Genomic DNA, 19,907 nt, shown 5'->3' on the forward strand with positions numbered 1-19,907 from the left:
TATGAGCGAGTTATTTCAATCTATTGCGTTCGATTCATTAACGTTAGAAAACAAAATTATTATTGCACCCATGTGTCAATACTCAGCAAGCCAAGAGGGGGGGGGAGTGCTTGGCACGAGCAACAATGGTCAAGCTATGCACTTTCTGGTGCGGGCATGTGTATTGTAGAAGCTACTGCAGTAAATCCTGAAGGGCGTATTAGTTACGCAGATTTAGGGTTGTGGAATGATGAACAAGGCGAAGCCATAAAAAGCGTATTACATAAAATACGTACCTTTTCACCCATGCCATTTGCAATTCAGTTGGCACACGCAGGGCGTAAAGCTTCGACTGAGCGTCCTTGGCAGGGACGTAAGCAAATACCAGCAGATGATGTCTTGGGTTGGCAAACCGTTGCACCGAGTCCTATTCCATTTTCTTCAGATGATGCCTTACCGCATGAATTAAGCATTAAAGAAATTAAAGCCATTCAGCAAGATTTTGCAGATGCAGCCAAACGTGCAGTTGAGGCAGGTTTTGCTTTAATTGAATTACATGCGGCGCATGGTTATTTACTGCATCAGTTTTTATCGCCGTTGTCTAACCATCGTATAGATGAATATGGTGGCTCATTAGAAAACCGTATGCGTATGGTCTTAGAAACCTTTCAGGCCATAAAAAATGCAGTGCCTGATTATTTCCCTGTGGGTGTACGTGTATCTGCCACAGATTGGATGCAAGTTGAGTGTTGGGATGTTGAGTCGACAGTTAAACTATCTCAGGTACTTGAGCAACTTGGGGCAGCGTATATTCATGTGTCGAGCGGTGGTTTACATGAGTATCAAGTCATTGATGTTAAAGAAAACTATCAGGTGCCTTTTGCTCAAAGTGTAAAAAAGACTGTGAATGTACCTGTGATTGCAGTGGGCTTAATTACTCAGCCTCAGCAAGCTGAAGACATTTTACAAAAACACCAAGCAGATGCTATTGCTTTGGGGCGAGTTATGCAATATAACCCACGCTGGCCGTGGCATGCAGCCGCAAGTTTGGGTGAAGAAATACGAATCGCCCCGCAATATTTACGATGCCAACCCCATGGGGTGAAAGATGTATTTCAACCCTTTAGAACAAGTTAGCCTGATTTAGAGAGTGCCACGTGCTACTGAGCGTTATGTTACCCATTTTTATATTAATCCTGATGGGGTATGCCAGTGTTGGCATGGGGCTAATTCAATTAGAACAGACCAAGGCCTTAGGTACTTTTGTGATGAAAGTATCTTTGCCTGCATTTATGCTTTATACCTTGTCACAAGACAATCAACTCGATGATTTGTGGATACCATCTTATTTAATGGTCTATGGTGTGGCATCACTCGCGCTTTTTTTTGCAGCATATTATTGTTTTAAACGTTGGTTTTTACAACGTCCTGCGTCTGCATTGGTACTGTCTTTAGGTGCTGCGACATCAAATACAGGCTTAGTGGGCGCTGCTATTTTACCCATGCTGATTGGGAAAGATGTGATGTACTATTTAGCACTCACGATTTTATTTGAAAGCTTTATTTTAACCAGTTTGATGTTGTTTTTGGCAGAGTCGAGTACATCTACCACGGCACAGTTTTCTGTGTTATCTAAAAAAACACTACAACATATTTTTAGAAACCCATTGGTTTTAGCCATTTTAATCGGTTTGACATGCTTACTTTTTGAATATCAACCGCCTTCACTGCTCATGGAGCCTCTAGCATGGCTTGGAAAAGTCTCTGCACCATTGGCGTTGTTTGTGATCGGTGGCACACTCAGTAAACTGCGGTTACGCCATATTGAAAAACAAGCGATACTTTTAATGGTGTTGAAAACACTTTGTCTACCTGCTTTAGTTTTTGCTTTATTTCTAATGATACCAAAGGTAGATGATGCCATGGTTCATATTGCCGTGATGATTGCAATGTTACCCATGCCGACATTGTTTATGACTTTGGGACAAATTTATGGCATTGAAAAAAGAACCAATAATGCATTTATTTTAAGTAATATTTCTTCTTTATGCTTGCTTAGCATGTGTATTCATTTTTGGTATTAGTCTATTTTCAGTGGCTCGGGACAAAATCAGCACAAATGATTGTAATGACCCAAATAAAATTGGGGGTGTATAAGGTGGCAATCTACAGTTGTAAATACAATAAATAGAAAATGAAATATTCAATGAAGATAAGGTATATCAGTAAAAATAATAATTAGTCTATTTTTGATGATATTGTTTTGTATTAATTGTTTTTTATCAGTACTTTATGTTTTTTGTAAAAATAAGAAATTAGCATTTAATAAGATAACTTTAGCAAAATTTATTTTATATTTTAAAAACATAACCAATGCAAAAAAATATGCTTTTACAGATGGCTTACGGACGCTAGGGTATAAAAATCAAACAGCAACCCTTTTGATTGAATGAGCGAAGACATGAAAGAGCAACAAAAAAATACCGCATTGGCCTTTGGTTTTACATCATCTTTTTATATGTGCATGTGATCAACAAAAACGCAAAACACTTATTGATAACAAAATATTTTGAGGTCACACATGGCATATTTAAAATCTTTCGCATTTGCTTTAACCGCTATTAGTGTTGGGCTGACCGCATGTGCTGAAAAAAAAGCAGAACCCACCACAGTAAAAGATGTAGATACTTTAACCATTGGTTTTCAAAAATCATCACTCAGCTCAATTGTTTTAAAATCTGAGCAAGAGCTGTTTAAAAAGCAATTTCCAAACACACAATTACAGTGGCGTGAGTTTCCTGCGGGCCCCCAAATGCTTGAAGCACTGTCTGTTGGTGCAATTGATTTTGGCTCAGTGGGGAATACTCCTCCTGTATTTGCTCAGGCAGCCAATAAAAATATTACTTATGTCGGTTATGAAAATATCCATCCAAAGTGGCAATCCGTTTTAGTACCACAAGACAGCTCAATTACCAGTATTGAGCAGCTCAAAGGAAAAAGAATTGCCGTGCAAAAAGGGTCGAGTGCACATGACTTATTGGGTCGTGTATTGCAAAAGGCCAACCTTAAGTGGTCGGACATTCAGCCAATATGGTTAGCCCCTGCCGATGCACGTGCAGCATTTGATAAAAAATCAGTTGATGCATGGGTCATTTGGGAACCATTTTTAAGTGCAGCTGAGGTTGAAGGTAAAGCACGTTCGGTGATTGATGGCTCAAGTTTTGAAACCACGTATAACTTTTTGATTAGTCGTCCTGACTTTGTAAAAGCACATCCTGAAGAAGTGAAAAAGTTTATTGCGGTGTCTAATGATGCGGCTCGTTGGATTGTTGATCATCCACAAGAAACGCTTAAGTTATATTCGCAGACCATTGGCTTGAATGAAAATATTGCCCAACGCGTGTTAGATAAGCGTGATAAACCATCGTTAATTCACAACATGAATGAAACGGTCACTCAAGCACAACAGCATATTGCCGACCGTTTTTATACAGAGCAATTGATTCCACAAAAAATAGCTGTTCAACAAGCTGTTTGGCAAAACACAGCACAGTAAATGAATGGGGACGGTATGAAAATTTTTTGGTTTATTCCAACACATGGTGATAGTCGTTACCTAGGTACAAGCAAAGGTGCTCGCCAAGTGGACCATGCATACATGAAGCAAATTGCGGTGTCTGCTGATCGGTTAGGTTATGAGGGCGTGCTCATTCCGACAGGTCGCTCTTGTGAAGACCCTTGGATTGTGGCAGCCAGTTTAATTGATGCAACAACACGTCTGAAGTTTTTAGTGGCATTACGTCCTGGTGTGACGACACCTGCATTGGCGGCACGTATGGCGGCAACCTTTGATCGTTTGTCTGGTGGTCGAGTGTTATTAAACTTGGTCACAGGAGGTGATGAGCAAGAGTTGAAAGGCGATGGTTTATACGAAGACCATGCGACACGCTATGAAACAGCCAAAGAGTATGTGCATATTTGGCGTGAAATTTTGACCCGCTCACATATAGGTGAAGGGCTTACTTTTCATGGTCAGCGTTTGAGTGTTGATGATGCCAAATTATTGTATCCGCCTATTCAAAAGCCGTATCCACCCTTATGGTTTGGTGGCTCATCCGAGGTGGCCACTGATCTGGCGGCAGATCAGGTAGATACCTATTTAACATGGGGTGAGCCACCTGTGGCAGTGAAAGAGAAATTAGCTGTGGTTCGTGAAAAAGCCAAAGCACGTGGTCGTACCCTTAATTATGGCATTCGTTTACACGTCATTGTACGTGAAACCAATGCAGAAGCATGGGCGGCGGCCAATGATCTGATTAGCTACTTAGATGATGAAACCATACAAGCCGCTCAAAAGAAATTTGCTCAAATGGATTCAGTGGGTCAGCAACGTATGGCTGCATTACATGGCGGTAATAAAGATCGTTTAGAAATTTCACCAAACTTATGGGCAGGCATTGGTTTGGTACGTGGTGGTGCAGGTACAGCACTGGTTGGAGATGCACAGACGGTGGCTGATCGTATTCAAGAGTATGCAGATTTAGGCATAGATACCTTTATTTTTTCAGGTTATCCGCATTTAGAAGAATCTATACGTTTTGCAGAGCTTGTATTTCCTTTATTGCCATTAAAAGTGCAACAAAAACTCTCACAGCCAAGTTTAACAGGGCCATTTGGTGAAATTATTGCTCATAACTATACCCCAAGTGCAAAAAATAAAGCACAGCAGGTGGCCACATGAGTCAGCAAAAAACAAGACGGTTGCTCAAGCCTTTGAAATATCTTTTACCGTGGCTTGTTCCTATTGTACTGATTAGCGTTTGGCAGATTGCTTCATCACTCGGTGCATTGAGTGCACAGATATTACCTGCACCTAGTGCTGTGGTATTGGCATTTTGGCATTTGTTACTCAGCGGAGAGCTTTGGCAAAACGTGAAGGTGAGTGCAGGACGAGCATTACTTGGGCTCTTAGTGGGTGGTGGTTTAGGTTTTGTACTGGGTTTGTTGAATGGTTCATCAAAAATTGCATCGACACTTTTTGATACCAGTATACAAATGGTGCGTAATATTCCTGCCTTAGCACTCATTCCATTGGTAATTTTATGGTTTGGTATAGATGAGTCTGCAAAATTATTTCTTGTAGCCGTTGGTGTGTTTTTCCCAATTTATCTCAATACCTATCACGGTATTCGTTCAGTTGACCCAGATTTAATTGAAATGGGGCAAAGTTATGGCTTAACACGTTGGCAGCTGTATAAAGACATTATTTTGCCAGGGGCAATGCCATCAATTTTGGTTGGTTTGCGTTTTTCATTGGGCTTGGTATGGGTGTTATTAATCGTTGCAGAAACCATATCTGCACAGTCAGGCATTGGTTATATGACCATGAATGCCCGTGAGTTTTTGCAAACAGATGTGGTGTTGGTGGGTATTTTATTGTACGCCTTGTTGGGTAAATTGGCCGATGTGTTTGCTCATTATTTGGAGCGTTATTTACTACGTTGGCATGCAGGGTATCAGGGTAAATAGGAGCAGTGAATCATGTCAAATTTAAGTGTGACCCATTTAGAGCAACAGGTTTTAACACGTTCAAGTCCTGTAGCTCATACACCAGATGCCAAAGGCATTGAAATTCAAATTAAACAGCTACATAAATACTATGGGCAAGTGAGCGTTTTAGAAAATCTCGATCTCGATATAAAAGCAGGTGAGTTTTTAGCGATTGTCGGACGTAGTGGGTGTGGTAAAAGTACATTATTGCGTCTGATTGCAGATTTAGAGCAAAGCAGTTCTGGTGATATTCAACTCAATGGTCAAAGTAAAGGCCATACACCTGATGTACGGGTCATGTTTCAAGACCCAAGATTACTGCCGTGGCGAAGCGTGGTGGATAACGTCAATTTAGGTCGTTCAAAAACAGAAAAATATCAAGCGTTTACGCTATTGGAAAAAGTGGGTTTAAAAGAAAAAAGCCAATTATGGCCCACACAGCTTTCAGGTGGTCAGCGTCAACGGGCGGCACTTGCACGAGCATTGTTACATCGACCTAAAGTTTTATTGCTTGATGAACCATTGGGAGCATTAGATGCACTGACACGTTTAGACATGCAGCAATTGATTGAAAATTTATGGTTAGATCAGGGCTTTACTGCAATCTTGGTCACGCATGATGTCAGCGAAGCAGTACAGCTTGCAGACCGTATTATTTTACTCAATCGTGGAGAAATTGAAGCGCAGTTTGCAGTGAATTTGCCAAGACCGAGACAAAAAAATACAGCATTTACACAGCTTGAACAAGAGGTACTAAATGCTGTATTGGCCACTTAATGGAAGCGACCACTCGGTAAGTTGACTAAACCACCGAGTGGCTGATCTGTTAAAGGCTTGCCTGATATGCACGTGCACGAGCAGCATGTAATTTTTTATAGCTGTCGATTAAGCGTAAATGACGGTCTAGCCCTTCAAGTTGCATATTGGTTGGGGTGAGGCCAAAGAATTTAACCGTGCCTTGTACCGAACCCAGTACAGCATCTATACGTTCATGACCAAACATACGGCGGAAGTTAAATAAGTAGTCTTCTAGCTCAAGCTCATCATCAAGCATGACTTCTAACACTACATTCATGGCTTGATAAAATAAGCCACGCTCTACCGTGTTGGTGTTGTATTGTAAAAAGGCTTCGACTAAGTCTTTGGCTTCTTCAAACTGTTGTAGTGCCACATAAATGAGTAATTTAAGCTCTAAAAGCGTCAGCTGACCCCATACTGTATTGTCATCAAATTCGATACCAATTAGGGTTTTAATCTCGGTGTAATCATCAAGCTCAGCTTCTTCTAAACGCTCAACCAAAGCTTCTAAAGCATCATCATCAAGTCGGTGTAAGTTTAAAATGTCTTCACGGAATTGAAGTGCTTTATTGGTGTTGTCCCAAATGAGGTCTTCAACCAAATAGACTTCTGAGTAGTCGGGTACTAAAATACGGCAAGCGGTTGCCCCAAGCTGGTCATACACAGCCATATACACTTCTTTGCCCATGTCTTTCAAAATAGCAAATAGCGTGTCTGCTTCTTGTGCTGACGCTTGTTCACCTTGTGCAGAAAAGTCCCACTCTACAAATTCAAAGTCAGATTTTGCACTGAAGAAGTGCCAAGATACCACTCCTGTTGAGTCAATAAAATGCTCGACAAAGTTGTTTGGTTCAGTCACGGCATGGCTACTAAAGGTAGGTTGAGGTAGGTCATTTAACCCTTCAAAACTACGCCCTTGTAATAGCTCAGTTAAACTGCGTTCAAGTGCCACTTCAAGTTTAGGGTGTGCACCAAATGAGGCAAACACACCGCCTGTACGTGGGTTCATGAGCGTCACGCACATCACAGGGAATTGACCACCCATAGAGGCATCTTTCACTAATACAGGAAAGCCTTGTTCTTCAAGCGCTTGAATGCCTGCTAAAATGCTTGGGTACTTTGCCAATACCTCTTGAGGCACGTCGGGTAACGTGATTTCTTTTTCTAAAATTTCACGCTTCACTGCACGTTCAAAAATTTCAGATAAACACTGTACTTGTGCTTCAGCTAAGGTATTACCCGCACTCATACCATTACTTAAAAATAAGTTTTCAATCAAGTTTGATGGGAAATACACGGTTTCGCCGTCAGATTGACGCGTATAAGGCAGGGCACAAATACCACGTTCAGTATTGCCTGAGTTGGTGTCAAATAAATGTGAGCCACACAGTTCTTGGTCTGGGTTGTAAATGTCTAAGCAATATTCATCAAGTAAGTCACTTGGGAGCTCATCATTTGGGCCAGGCTTGAACCAACGTTCATTTGGGTAGTGAACAAAATCGGCGTGTGCAATTTCTTGACCCCAAAATTGATCATTATAAAAGAAATTACAATTGAGGCGTTCAATAAACTCACCTAATGCAGACGCCAAAGCACTTTCTTTGGTTGCACCTTTACCATTGGTAAAGCACATTGGCGACTGTGCATCTCGAATATGGAGTGACCATATATTTGGTACAATATTTCGCCATGATGCAATTTCAATTTTCATACCAAGGTCGGCTAAAATTGCAGACATATTGGCAATGGTTTGCTCAAGGGGTAAGTCTTTACCTGTAATGTAGGTTTGTGAGGTAGGATTTGCATCTGCAATTAGTAATGCTTGAGCATCTGCATCTAAATTGTCGACTTCTTCAATAATAAATTCAGGGCCTGTTTGTACTACACGCTTGACCGTGCAACGTTCAATCGAACGCAAAATACCTTGACGGTCTTTGTCTGAAATATCATGTGGTAATTCCACCTGAATTTTAAAGATTTGTTTATAGCGGTTTTCAGGGTCAACAATATTATTTTGTGACAAACGGATGTTTTCTGTCGGAATATCGCGTGTTGAGCAGTACAGTTTGACAAAATATGCGGCACAGAGTGCAGAAGATGCTAAAAAATAATCAAATGGGCCTGGTGCAGAGCCATCGCCTTTATAGCGAATGGGTTGGTCGGCAATGACTGTAAAGTCATCGAACTTTGCCTCGAGTCGAAGGTTGTCAAGAAAATTGACTTTGATTTCCATGTGGGCACCTAATTGTTCTTAATCCATCAGTACGATAATGTGCTAAGAATTGGAGATAAAATTGAAGGCTATCGCATATCGAATGATATGAAGGGAGCAATGATTGCCATATTATAGGGCCATTTTAGACGATTAATGACTTTTGTGACATTTTATCTGACATGAAAGACAACTTGTGGCAAATCTGTTTAAAAATGACGCTTGATGTATTGATCATTTAGTCAAGCGTATGAGATTTTAGTGTGTAGCTATCAGTAAGTTACCAAAATAATCAAAGCCATTTAATGCACCTTGAATCACTTCGTTTTGCTGTACTTGGCTAAACTGAGCATCATTGAGAGCAGCTTGGAATCTTCTCCAGACCACCATACGCCCTTCAGGGTAAGCCGCAAGGTTCCTTGCTCCGAACGTTTCAGACAAGTTTAATTTCTTTTGTGCTTGTTTAAATAAAAAAGCAGCCCCTAGCGTTGAGCCTTCAGATACATAAATCCAGCCCAATGCTTGTAAATATGACATCTCTTGGAGCGGTAGGGTTTGCTGAGGTGTTGCATTGAGGTCGACAAGGTCTTGATAAGTGGCATCGGCTCGACCACGAATGTCTAAATCTGGTACGTGTTGTTGTACTTTTTCATCTGTATATAAATGTTCTATTTGTTGTTGAAACACATATTGTGCATGTGTGAACTTGGTATATTGTTGCAGATTAGAAAAGACATCTGCTTCTTTCATCAGTTGATGCATTCTTTCATGTTCTGCATTGGTTTCTTCTTTTAAGCGCGAAGATAAGCTTGGTATTTCTGTTGGGTTAACACAAGTATTCATGGTGTTTATCCTTTTTTGCTGAATGAATGCTTCTTTGGTGGTAATGTGTGAAAAAGTGATTTTTAAAAGATTTATTTAAGGTAACCTAATTTTTTAAAAAATTATAAATGATAATTATTATCAAAATATGGGCTTATCTTGAATGTACCGATTGCATGAATGGCCTGATTTACATAATGGCGTAAACGCTGTGATGGAGATCTTCTTTTGTTTTATAAATGTTTATTGATTTAAATACGCCCTCATGATGAAAAAGAGGGCGGTTGCTACTGATAAGTTTATATTTCAAGTGTATGACTACACGTGTCCTAAATTGTCTTGCTCTACAGCATGGTAAATTTCTTGGTAAATGTCTGGAAATGCCGACACAACACGATTCCAACTCGGAACAAAGGGTTGTTCGTTAGGTTTGGCAATAAATTCTTGCCCTGCATCTAAGATGGTTTGTGCAAATAACTCCACCGCCACTTCTTCCATGTGTTGGTCGAAAGAAAAGCCATTCATTTTTGCATCGTGACTATAAATTTCAATCATATCTAAAGCATTTCGGTAGTACGTGGCTTTGAGTACACGAAAAGAATCATTGGTAATATTGACTCCAAGTGTAGCCAATTTACGCAGTACAGATTCAATAATGTCGGTACTCATACGAGCAAGCCCACCTGTACCATCTTCATTACTTAAAGGTTGATGCTTGTGCTCATAGTTGTCTGAGATATCAACTTGGCAACTTCTTCGGGTGCTGTAGTTGCGATAAATTTCAGACAGCATGCCCATTTCAAGCCCCCAATCACTCGGAATTTTTAAGTCGTTGAGCACACGGGTACGCATGGCAAATTCGCCTGAAAGGGCGTAGCGAAAGCTGGCTAAGTAGTCTAAATACTCGGAGTGGCCGTACACCATTTGCATTGAGCGTAATAAAGGCCCAACCAATAAACGGCAGACTCGTCCGTTCAGTTTATTGTTGGCTACGCGGGCATAAAAACCTTTGCAGAAAGTATATTGAAAATGAGGATTAGCCACAGGGTAGAGTAAACGTGCCAACATGCCACGCTCGTATGTCACAATGTCGCAGTCGTGCAGTGCCACGCAGTCGGTACGGTCTGAGGCCAACGTGTAACCCATACAAAACCAGACGTTTCGCCCTTTGCCTGCTTCATTTGGAGATAAACCCAGTGCTCGGAGTTTTTGGTCAATGGCTTGGAGGCGTGGGCCGTCATTCCATAAAATACGGTGTCTTTGAGGGAGTCTGGAAAAAAATGATTTGGCATATAAAAATTGCTCTTTATTGGCACGATCAAGTCCAATCACAATTTCATCGAGGTAAGGGATTTGTGCAATTTCATCAATAATATGATTGAGTGCAGGCCCTTCAAGCTCTGAAAATAAAGAGGGTAGAATCAGCCCCATTTTACGTTTTTCAGCAAAGGTACAGAGTTCAGTTTCTAAAGAGGTGACAGATCGCTGACTTAAATTGTGAAAGTTGGTGACAATTCCATTTTGGTAAAAATCTGACATGAGTAATACATCTCCGTGTAAACGTGCTAGTGCTGAATAAAGTAACTTAAACCCTCTGCCCAACCTGTTGGGCCATTGCCTGCGGTATATTTAACATGCTGCTGTTTTTGCAATTGAATATGTTGCCCTTGATGATTTTTAATCACCACTGCGTAATCTGTATATTCAAGCAGTTGAAGGTCATTGGGGCCATCACCTAAACCAATGGTGTTGAATTTTTTGGGTGCATAATGTTTGAGTAGGTAGTCTAAAGCAGTGGCTTTATTTGCCCCTTGGTTAATGACATGCCAAAAGCGGCCGCCCTTAATCATATCTAAACCAACCGTATGCAATGCATCTGTGAAAGTGATACGCCGTTGTTCACTGTCTTGCCAAAGCAATGGTTCAGAACCTGATCTCATTTTGGCCTGTTGAGCCTGTTGTAAAGACAGCCCTGTATGTTGGCTCACTTCTTGTGCAGACATATTGCTAAAGCCAACACATTTATAATGGCCTTGCTGTTGAATATGACAAATTTCTTCACAGATTTGTGTGTAGTTGAGGGCATGGTCTTGCTGTGCTGCCATAATATGTGGTTTTTGGTTGATATAAACCGTCGCACCATTTTCACAAATAAAAGGCCACTGTGTTAATTGCATACGCTGTTGCAACATCTGTACTTCGCTTACGGTTTTACTGGTACAAAAAACCACAGGAATATGGTGTGTGTGCAGTCGATCTAACCAAGGCTGTGCAGGTTTCCAATCATAGCTATGGTGGTCTAATAACGAACCATCTAGGTCGGTGATGATCATAAGTGGGCTAGACAGATCTAACATAAAGTCCCTCGCATTGGTGTGCTCAATGAAATTGGCGGGTCACGCTCCGAAAATTTTGGGTTTTAAAACGACCTTTTGTTTTACAGGTTTTTACGACCAGACACTATGTTTTTATTGAAAGTTATTTTAAAAGATTGCAAGCAAATATATATGAGTAGCATGCTTGAAAACGAGGAGGCGGTTGTTTTATAAACAAGATATATTTCTCTTTGACTTTATATGGTTTTCCTATAAAATATGCGCTTCCTTACCTGCAGGGTGATTGCAATGGTGCAAACATACCGAACAGGTGCTCAAAAGAGATTACTATGGCTAAGCTAAAAACACGCCGTGGTGCAGCTAAACGTTTCAAAGCGACTGCAAACGGTTTCAAGCGTAAACAAGCGTTTAAACGCCACATTTTGACCAAAAAATCTGCTAAGCGTATCCGTCAGTTACGCGGCTGTGTAATGGTTCACGTGAGTGACGTTGCTTCAGTTCGTCGTATGTGCCCGTACATCTAAGGAGATTATAAATGGCTCGTGTAAAACGTGGTGTAGTGGCGCATCGTCGTCATAAAAAAATTCTTGCTCGTGCAAAAGGTTACTATGGTGCTCGTTCACGTGTTTATCGTGTTGCGTTCCAAGCAGTAATTAAAGCGGGTCAATATGCTTACCGTGACCGTCGTCAAAAGAAACGTCAATTCCGCGCATTGTGGATTGCACGTATCAATGCTGGTGCTCGTCTAAACGGTCTGTCTTACAGCCGTATGATTGCTGGCTTGAAAAAAGCACAAGTGATCGTAGATCGCCGTGTACTTGCTGACATCGCTATGCATGATGCAGTTGCATTTGCTGCTTTAGCTGAAAAAGCTAAAACTGCGCTTGCTGCATAAGTGTAGAGATTCAAAAAAGGGCCGCTATTTAGCGGTCTTTTTTTTGCTCATAATTTTAATTTGTTCGACTTCTTTCAAAAAATGTTTTCAATAAATATAAAAAATCCCTAAAAAACCGCATGGCTTAGTGCATAAGCATGGCTTAAAAATGCATTAAATCAAGTAAAAGCTGTTAGAATAAAAAGAATTTTACGTTTATTACAAAGATGCTTTGAGAGTAACTATGTCATTGGAAAACTTGACCACGGAAGCACTAACAGCGATCGCTGCAACACAAGACTTAAATGCACTTGACCAAGCACGTGTGCAATTTACAGGTAAGAAAAGCCAACTTGCAGAGCAGTCAAAATCGTTAGGTAAAATGGACCCTGAGCAGCGTAAAGTTGAAGGTGCAAAAATTCATGCGGTGCGTGAAGCCATTCAGCAGGCATTGACTGAACGTCAACAGGTGTTAGTACAACAGGCATTAGAGCAAAAGCTTGCCAGTGAAACCATTGATATTACTTTACCTGGGCGTGGCCAACAGGTGGGGAGCATTCACCCTGTGACTCAAGTACAAGAACGCATCTGTCAATTTTTTACCAAAGCTGGGTTTACAGTGGCAACGGGGCCTGAAGTTGAAGATGATTATCACAACTTTGAAGCACTCAATATTCCGGGGCATCACCCTGCACGTGCAATGCATGACACCTTTTATTTTGATGCAACTCACTTACTTCGTACCCATACCTCTGGTGTGCAAATACGTACTATGGAAACCTCACAACCACCGATTCGTATTGTATGCCCAGGTCGTGTCTACCGTTGTGACTCAGACCAGACACACTCTCCAATGTTTCATCAAATTGAAGGGTTATATGTAGCTGAAAATACAAGCTTCGCTGAATTGAAAGGTTTGCTTATTAACTTACTCAATGAGTTTTTTGAAAAAGAGTTGAAAGTGCGTTTTCGCCCATCTTATTTCCCGTTTACAGAGCCAAGTGCTGAAGTAGATATTATGGATGAGCGTGGTAAGTGGCTTGAGGTGTTAGGTTGTGGCATGGTACACCCAAATGTATTACAAGCTGCGGGTATTGACCCTGAGAAATACAAAGGCTTTGCTTTTGGTCTAGGAGTAGAGCGTTTTGCAATGCTACGTTATGGCATTAATGATTTACGTATGTTTTACCAAAACGACGTACGTTTCTTACGTCAGTTTGCTTAATTTATTTTAAATAAAACAATGCATTGATGCAGATGTATTTATTGAGCAAGTAAATAAAATTTTTAAGGTTATATTCAATGAAAATTAGCGAAAATTGGTTGCGTACGTGGGTTAATCCACCTGTAAATAGCGACACTTTAGCCGACCAACTCACCATGTTAGGTCTAGAAATTGATGATGTTTCTTCTGTAGCCAAACCATTTTCAGGTGTGGTGATTGGTGAGGTTCTCACAGTAGAGCAACACCCAGATGCAGACCGTTTACGTGTAACTACTGTGAATATTGGGCAAGAAGAAGCACTACAAATTGTATGCGGTGCGCCTAATGTACGTGTAGGATTGCGTGTGCCTGTGGCTTTAGTAGGTGCAGTATTACCAGGTGACTTTAAAATTAAAAAAGGTAAGCTCCGTGGTGTGGCATCACATGGCATGTTATGTGGTGCATCTGAGATTGATTTAGAAGATAAAATTGATGGGTTGCTTGAGCTACCAGTAGATGCACCAATAGGTGTAAATATTCGTGATTATTTAAGCTTAGATGACCAAATCCTTGATATTTCAATTACCCCCAACCGTGGTGATTGCTTTAGTTTACGTGGTATTGCTCGTGAAGTTGGCGTAATTAACCAGCTTGCGGTAACAACACCAGAAATTAAAGATGTTACCTCAACACTCAGTGAAGAAAAAACCGTTGAATTTGCAACAGATGGTACAGCACGTTATTTAGGTCGAATTGTTCGCAATATTGATTTTAATGCAGTCACACCAGATTGGATGGTACAGGTATTACAACGCTCAGGCATTCGTACACATAGCTTATTGGTTGATATTACCAACTATGTATTGATTGAACTTGGCCAACCCATGCATGCGTTTGACTTGGATAAAATTGCGGGCAAAGTCACTGTTCGTCAAGCAAAACAAGACGAGTCTTTGGTGCTACTAAATGAGCAAGCAGTTAAATTGTCATCAGATATGATGGTGATTGCTGATGATGAAAAAGCACTTGCTTTAGCAGGGATTATGGGTGGTTTTGAGTCACGTGTGACCGAAGATACAAAAGCAATCTTTTTAGAAAGTGCCTTTTTTGATCCATTAGCGATAGCAGGTCGTGCTCGCCGCTTTGGTCTACATACAGATTCATCACAACGTTACGAGCGTGGTGTAGATTTTGAATTGCCACTACAGGCCATGCATAGAGCTTCTCAGCTTATTCAAGAGATTGCAGGTGGTGAGTTTGGCCCAATTACGGTAGTAGAAAAAACAGAAAATCTGCCTAAACGTGACCAAATTTATTTAGAGTATGCTCAAGTTAAAGCACTACTTGGTTATGATATTGCGCAAGATTTCATTACAGATGCACTCACGCGTTTAGGTTGTGATGTTGTTGCTCAAAATGAAACGTGGGCAGTGACACCGCCGTCATATCGTTATGACTTGGTGATTTACCAAGACTTAATTGAAGAAATTGTACGTATTCATGGTTATGACCATATTGAAGTGGCGTTGCCACAAATGGATGTAGCACTGCCTAGCTATCAAGACCAATTTGAACTGGTACAGTTGCGTCAAACGGTTGTTACTTTGAGCTATCAAGAAGCGATTAGCTTCAGCTTTGCCGATGCAAAACTTGAAAAACAACTGAACCCAGATGTACAACCTCTGATGTTGGCAAACCCAATTTCAAGTGAGTTGGCAGCCATGCGTAGTACGCTATTGTCTAGTTTGATTCCTTGTGTACAATATAATTTGAATCGTCAGCAAAATAGAGTACGCTTTTTTGAACTGGGGCTACGCTTTGATTATCAAAATGCCAGTCATTTAGATGAGTTAAAGCAAATTCCAACACTTGCACTGATTGCTGTGGGTTCACGTACACCTGAACAGTGGCATGCGAAACCACAAAGTATGGATTTCTTTGACTTTAAAGGTGAAGTTGAGGAAATACTTGCAGCAGGTCGTGTAAATGTCTCTTATGAGCGTTCGCAACGTGCTTGGTTACACCCTGGTCAATCAGCAGAAATATTACTTAACGGCCAATCGATTGGTTATTTGGGGCGTTTACACCCATCTTTAGAGTCAAATCTAGATTTAGGCGTAACGTGGGTTGCAGAGCTTGATCAACGTGCTGTTTTACAGTCTTATGTATCTAATTTTACAGAATTATCACGTTTTCCTTCAATTAGACGTGACATTGCGCTTTTAATTGATGATAAGATAAGTGTAAAAGAAATTCAGCAGTTAATTAAAAACACGGGTGGTGAGTTACTCGATTCAACATGGTTGTTTGATGTATATACTGGTCAAGGTGTTGAAGAAGGTAAACGTTCGTTGGCATTTGCATTACTATGGCAACATCCATCACGTACTTTAGAAGATGCTGAAATTAAACTAGGTATGGATCAAATAATTAACGTGCTCGAAAGCACATATCAGGCAACATTGAGGGCGTCATGACAGCATTAACGAAAGCAGAAATGGCAGATCATTTGAGTGAGCTTACCGCATTAAACCGCCGTGAAGCGAAGCAAATGGTTGAATTATTTTTTGATGAAATTAGTCGAGTGCTCATTGAAGGCGAGCATGTGAAACTATCAGGCTTTGGTAACTTCGAGTTGCGTGATAAGCGTCAACGCCCAGGCCGTAACCCTAAAACAGGCGAAGAAATTCCAATTTCTGCACGCCGTGTTGTGACCTTTAGAGCAGGTCAGAAATTTAGACAACGTGTAGGTACAGAACAAGAGTAGTCGTTACTTTCTTATTGTCTGTATAACATCACAAAACCCTTAGTGTATTGATACGCTAGGGGTTTTATTGTTTCTGCCAACGGTAAAATTTTTGATCTGCTAAAGCGAGCATTGCTATGTCGTTATTTGAGTCGCCATAGGCAAAAATCTGCTCATAGTCAGTTAAGTTGTAGCGTTGTTGTACTCTGCGTGCCTTTTCTTCATAGCCACAATCACCGTTAAGAAATACTCCTGTGTAATGTGTGCCATCATCGATTATTTGATTGCAAATCACATCAATGCTTTGTTTCTCACACCAAGGCTTTAAATAAACATCTAAAGATGAAGAAACCACAACAATCTGATCGCCTTGTGATTGATGCCAATTCAGGCGTTGTTTGGCATGTGGAGATATCATTTGGTCGAGGTGAGTATCTGCAAAGGCTTGTCCGATGTTTAGTAATTGCTTTTTATTGTACTGAGAGAAAGCAGTTTGACAAATTTTCTGCCGTAGCTTTTGGTCTGTGATGAGCTTGCACTGATAGGCGAGTAGATAATGTAAGAGTTTAAAACCACCTTTGTAGTATGCTGTTTTAGACAAGCTATAAGACAAAAATGCCTGAAAGCTGTCGGTGTTGGTGAGTGTGTTATCAAAGTCAAATAATGCAAGGTTCATTAGATATACCCATAAAAAAAAGAGCCGTAAGGCTCTTTTTTTCTAGTAAGTCGAAAAATCGAATTACTTAGCAGCTTGAGAAGCAGCAGGAGCAGCGTCAGAAGCAGCAGCAGTTGCTTGAGAAGCTACAGCAGTCGCCTCAGAAGCAGCAGCTACAGCTTGAGAAGCAGCAGCAGTTGCTTCAGATGCAGCAGCAGGAGCGCTTTCTTTCTTAGCACAACCAACGAAAGCTAGAGTTGTAGCAACAGCAGCTACGATAGCGAATTTTTTGAATAACATGGCATCACTCTCATAATATAATTGAGAAAAAAAACCAACGCCAACCTGTTTAAGCTTTTATTATCACTATACGTTTTCGATAGGTAACAACGCATGGAGCAGGTTAACTGGTATGCGTGTATGCTATCACTGAGTATATTGAATTACTACTAGGCAGATGAAAAAAAAACAAAAAAAGAGAGCTTTTTAAGCCTATTTTTAACAGAAAATAACAATCAATCTTGCGTAGTATATTGGTTTAATTGCTCATTAAGTGTCTTAAATTAAGGCAGTTTTTTATGTGTGAAACAAAGCGAGTAAAAGAGGGGACGATTTATAAATATAGCTTTGTTATTTTATGTAAAATGAAAAAACCGAAGCCTTTGATATATAAAGACTTCGGTAAAAAAGGGGCTATTGCTTACGTTTCATTTGCTCAAAGAAATCATCATTGGTTTTGGTTTCTTTCATGCGGTCAAGTAAGAACTCCATTGCAGCAAGCTCGTCCATAGGATGAAGGAGTTTACGTAAGATCCATACTTTACGTAGGTTCTCTTCAGTCATTAGGCGCTCTTCACGGCGTGTACCAGACTTTTTCAAGTTCATGGCAGGGAAGACACGTTTTTCTGAAATACGGCGGTCTAGGGTAATTTCTTGGTTCCCTGTACCTTTAAACTCTTCGTAAATGACTTCATCCATTTTACTGCCTGTTTCAATCAGGGCAGTAGAGATAATAGATAAAGAGCCACCTTCTTCGATATTACGTGCAGCACCAAAGAAACGTTTTGGTCTTTCGAGTGCATGGGCGTCTACACCACCTGTAAGGACCTTACCTGAAGATGGGATAACGGTATTATATGCACGTGCTAAACGTGTGATTGAGTCGAGTAAGATCACGACATCTTTTTTGTGTTCAACCAAACGTTTGGCTTTTTCAATCACCATTTCTGCGACTTGAACATGACGAGCAGGAGATTCATCAAACGTTGAAGCAATGACTTCACCTCGCACACTACGTTGCATTTCAGTCACTTCTTCTGGACGTTCATCAATCAGTAGTACAATCAAAAATACTTCTGGGTTGTTACGAACAATAGACTGTGCAATATTTTGCAGTAACATTGTTTTACCCGCTTTAGGCGGCGCAACAATAATTGAACGCTGACCTTTACCAATAGGTGCAATCAGATCAACCACACGAGAAGTTAAATCTTCACGGCTACCATTACCGAGTTCCATAACTAATTGTTCAGTTGGAAATAATGGGGTGAGGTTTTCAAATAGGATTTTGTTGCGGGAGTTTTCAGGTGTGTCGTAGTTAATTTGATTGACTTTAAGTAATGCAAAATAACGTTCACCTTCTTTAGGTGGGCGAATCGTCCCTTCAATATTGTCGCCTGTGCGGAGGTTGAAGCGACGAATTTGAGATGGGCTGACATAAATATCGTCTGGGCCTGCAAGGTATGAACCTGCTGCTGAGCGTAAAAAGCCAAAGCCATCGGAAAGGATTTCTAATACGCCATCACCAAAGATTTCTTCGCCATTGAGGGCGTGGCGTTTTAAGATCGCAAAAATAATATCTTGTTTACGGTTACGTGCCATGCCCTCAAGGCCCATAAACTCAGCAATTTTAATGAGTTCGCCAATCGGTTTTTTCTTGAGTTCAGTTAGATTCATAGGTGGTTCAGTATAGATGAGAACATTGAAGGTCAGAGAAAGAGGAAAAAGTATAAAATCGGTCGAATACAGCAAGCATTCATGAGCTGTCTGTCAGTTGTACAATATAAACTCAGATATATGCTTATTAAAAAAAAGGAAATAAACATTTCAATTGCTGTGCCGAACGGCGATTTGTATGTTGTATCTTTTAAAAAAAAGCGAGCGAAGGTGCTTGGCCTTTCTTAGACTTGAAATATAAGTGACGTATTGGGAATTGTCAATTTTATTGTCGGTAAAATACGCTAATTTATAGCGTATTTTACGATTAAGCAGAAAATATGAGTGATTAGATGTTGTCATCAATAAATGAAACGAGTTTTGAACGAGGTGATGCACCTACTTGTTGTGCTACAACTTCACCATTTTTGAACAGTAACAATGCAGGAATGTTACGAATGTTGTAGTTCACAGCAGTTTCTTCACACGAAGTTACATCAACTTTAACAATTTTCACTTTGCCTTCGTATTCACGAGACAAATCTTCTAAAACAGGTGCAATCGCTTTACATGGGCCACACCAAGCTGCCCAAAAGTCTACAAGCACTGGGGTTTGTGACTCAAGTACATCTGATTGAAATTGAGAATCAGTTGTATTAACAATGTTTGACATGCGTTTGCTCCAAATGAGTATGTTATCTTTTACACTAGTCTAGCGAAACTTTAGACTACACGGCAAATGATTTAGGAATATAGTAAATTTAAATCAATTTAATTGTCTATATGGGATTTGTCT

General features: G+C 40.4%; 18 protein-coding genes and 1 pseudogene. 11 read left to right on the forward strand and 8 right to left on the reverse strand.

The annotated features are described in order from the left end of the window. Position 1: 1 nt before the first annotated feature. The 6 genes and pseudogenes from I2F31_RS00630 (at position 2) to I2F31_RS00655 (ending at position 6,306) form a co-directional block, all read left to right on the forward strand. Positions 2 to 1,116, forward strand: a pseudogene (locus I2F31_RS00630) (NADH:flavin oxidoreductase/NADH oxidase). Positions 1,117 to 1,136: 20 nt separating this feature from the next. Next, the gene (locus tag I2F31_RS00635) at positions 1,137 to 2,063 is read left to right on the forward strand and encodes an AEC family transporter (RefSeq protein ID WP_195769122.1); all 927 of its coding nucleotides are present in this window, start codon (positions 1,137 to 1,139) and stop codon (positions 2,061 to 2,063) included. A gap of 497 nt (positions 2,064 to 2,560) precedes the next feature. After that, on the forward strand, positions 2,561 to 3,535 hold the full coding sequence (locus I2F31_RS00640) for an aliphatic sulfonate ABC transporter substrate-binding protein (RefSeq protein WP_195769121.1): 975 nt from the start codon (positions 2,561 to 2,563) through the stop codon (positions 3,533 to 3,535). Between the two features lie 15 nt (positions 3,536 to 3,550). Continuing rightward, positions 3,551 to 4,720 carry an FMNH2-dependent alkanesulfonate monooxygenase gene (ssuD, locus tag I2F31_RS00645; RefSeq protein ID WP_195769120.1) on the forward strand — a complete coding sequence of 390 codons (1,170 nt, stop codon included), beginning with the start codon at positions 3,551 to 3,553 and terminating at the stop codon, positions 4,718 to 4,720. Then, on the forward strand, positions 4,717 to 5,508 hold the full coding sequence (ssuC, locus tag I2F31_RS00650; protein ID WP_195769119.1) for an aliphatic sulfonate ABC transporter permease SsuC: 792 nt from the start codon (positions 4,717 to 4,719) through the stop codon (positions 5,506 to 5,508). Before ssuD ends, ssuC begins: the two co-directional genes overlap by 4 nt. Positions 5,509 to 5,520: 12 nt before the next feature. After that, positions 5,521 to 6,306 (forward strand): ABC transporter ATP-binding protein, encoded by a 786-nt coding sequence (locus tag I2F31_RS00655; RefSeq protein WP_195769118.1) that lies wholly within the window; start codon positions 5,521 to 5,523, stop codon positions 6,304 to 6,306. Between the two features lie 49 nt (positions 6,307 to 6,355). Here the strand turns inward: I2F31_RS00655 and I2F31_RS00660 are convergent, their stop codons facing one another. The 4 genes from I2F31_RS00660 to I2F31_RS00675 all read right to left on the reverse strand — a co-directional run bounded on the left by I2F31_RS00660 (position 6,356) and on the right by I2F31_RS00675 (position 11,718). Continuing rightward, a complete protein-coding gene (locus I2F31_RS00660; protein ID WP_195769117.1) occupies positions 6,356 to 8,560 on the reverse strand; it encodes an OsmC domain/YcaO domain-containing protein in 2,205 nt (734 codons plus the stop codon). A gap of 237 nt (positions 8,561 to 8,797) precedes the next feature. Next, positions 8,798 to 9,382: a biliverdin-producing heme oxygenase gene (locus tag I2F31_RS00665; protein ID WP_195773290.1), complete on the reverse strand. Its 585-nt coding sequence runs from the start codon at positions 9,380 to 9,382 to the stop codon at positions 8,798 to 8,800. Between the two features lie 297 nt (positions 9,383 to 9,679). Continuing rightward, positions 9,680 to 10,900, reverse strand: a complete 1,221-nt coding sequence (locus I2F31_RS00670) for a glycosyltransferase family protein (protein WP_195769115.1) — start codon at positions 10,898 to 10,900, stop codon at positions 9,680 to 9,682. Positions 10,901 to 10,926: 26 nt separating this feature from the next. Beyond that, entirely contained in the window at positions 10,927 to 11,718 is a 792-nt protein-coding gene (locus I2F31_RS00675) for an HAD-IIB family hydrolase (RefSeq protein ID WP_195773291.1), read from the reverse strand. Positions 11,719 to 12,026: 308 nt separating this feature from the next. Between I2F31_RS00675 and rpmI the strand changes: the two genes are divergently transcribed. The 5 genes from rpmI (at position 12,027) to I2F31_RS00700 (ending at position 16,542) form a co-directional block, all read left to right on the forward strand. Next, positions 12,027 to 12,221: a 50S ribosomal protein L35 gene (gene rpmI / locus I2F31_RS00680; protein ID WP_001096359.1), complete on the forward strand. Its 195-nt coding sequence runs from the start codon at positions 12,027 to 12,029 to the stop codon at positions 12,219 to 12,221. Positions 12,222 to 12,232: 11 nt separating this feature from the next. Beyond that, entirely contained in the window at positions 12,233 to 12,592 is a 360-nt protein-coding gene (gene rplT / locus I2F31_RS00685; RefSeq protein WP_195769113.1) for a 50S ribosomal protein L20, read from the forward strand. Positions 12,593 to 12,815: 223 nt separating this feature from the next. Next, positions 12,816 to 13,796 carry a phenylalanine--tRNA ligase subunit alpha gene (pheS, locus tag I2F31_RS00690; protein WP_195769112.1) on the forward strand — a complete coding sequence of 327 codons (981 nt, stop codon included), beginning with the start codon at positions 12,816 to 12,818 and terminating at the stop codon, positions 13,794 to 13,796. Between the two features lie 77 nt (positions 13,797 to 13,873). Further along, the gene (gene pheT / locus I2F31_RS00695) at positions 13,874 to 16,252 is read left to right on the forward strand and encodes a phenylalanine--tRNA ligase subunit beta (protein ID WP_195769111.1); all 2,379 of its coding nucleotides are present in this window, start codon (positions 13,874 to 13,876) and stop codon (positions 16,250 to 16,252) included. Beyond that, positions 16,249 to 16,542, forward strand: coding sequence for an integration host factor subunit alpha (locus I2F31_RS00700; RefSeq protein ID WP_195769110.1), 294 nt, complete (start codon positions 16,249 to 16,251; stop codon positions 16,540 to 16,542). Before pheT ends, I2F31_RS00700 begins: the two co-directional genes overlap by 4 nt. Positions 16,543 to 16,606: 64 nt before the next feature. Here I2F31_RS00700 and I2F31_RS00705 read toward each other — a convergent pair whose 3' ends face one another. The 4 genes from I2F31_RS00705 to trxA all read right to left on the reverse strand — a co-directional run bounded on the left by I2F31_RS00705 (position 16,607) and on the right by trxA (position 19,784). Then, positions 16,607 to 17,197, reverse strand: coding sequence for an HAD-IB family hydrolase (locus I2F31_RS00705; protein WP_195769109.1), 591 nt, complete (start codon positions 17,195 to 17,197; stop codon positions 16,607 to 16,609). Between the two features lie 63 nt (positions 17,198 to 17,260). Beyond that, positions 17,261 to 17,476 carry a hypothetical protein gene (locus I2F31_RS00710; RefSeq protein ID WP_195769108.1) on the reverse strand — a complete coding sequence of 72 codons (216 nt, stop codon included), beginning with the start codon at positions 17,474 to 17,476 and terminating at the stop codon, positions 17,261 to 17,263. A gap of 393 nt (positions 17,477 to 17,869) precedes the next feature. Then, entirely contained in the window at positions 17,870 to 19,132 is a 1,263-nt protein-coding gene (rho, locus tag I2F31_RS00715; protein WP_195769107.1) for a transcription termination factor Rho, read from the reverse strand. Positions 19,133 to 19,460: 328 nt separating this feature from the next. Further along, complete coding sequence (trxA, locus tag I2F31_RS00720; RefSeq protein ID WP_195773292.1) at positions 19,461 to 19,784, reverse strand: thioredoxin; 324 nt, start codon at positions 19,782 to 19,784, stop codon at positions 19,461 to 19,463. Between the last annotated feature and the right edge of the window lie 123 nt (positions 19,785 to 19,907).

It is taken from the genome of Acinetobacter rathckeae (assembly GCF_015627125.1).
Taxonomy (GTDB): Bacteria; Pseudomonadota; Gammaproteobacteria; order Pseudomonadales; family Moraxellaceae; genus Acinetobacter; species Acinetobacter rathckeae.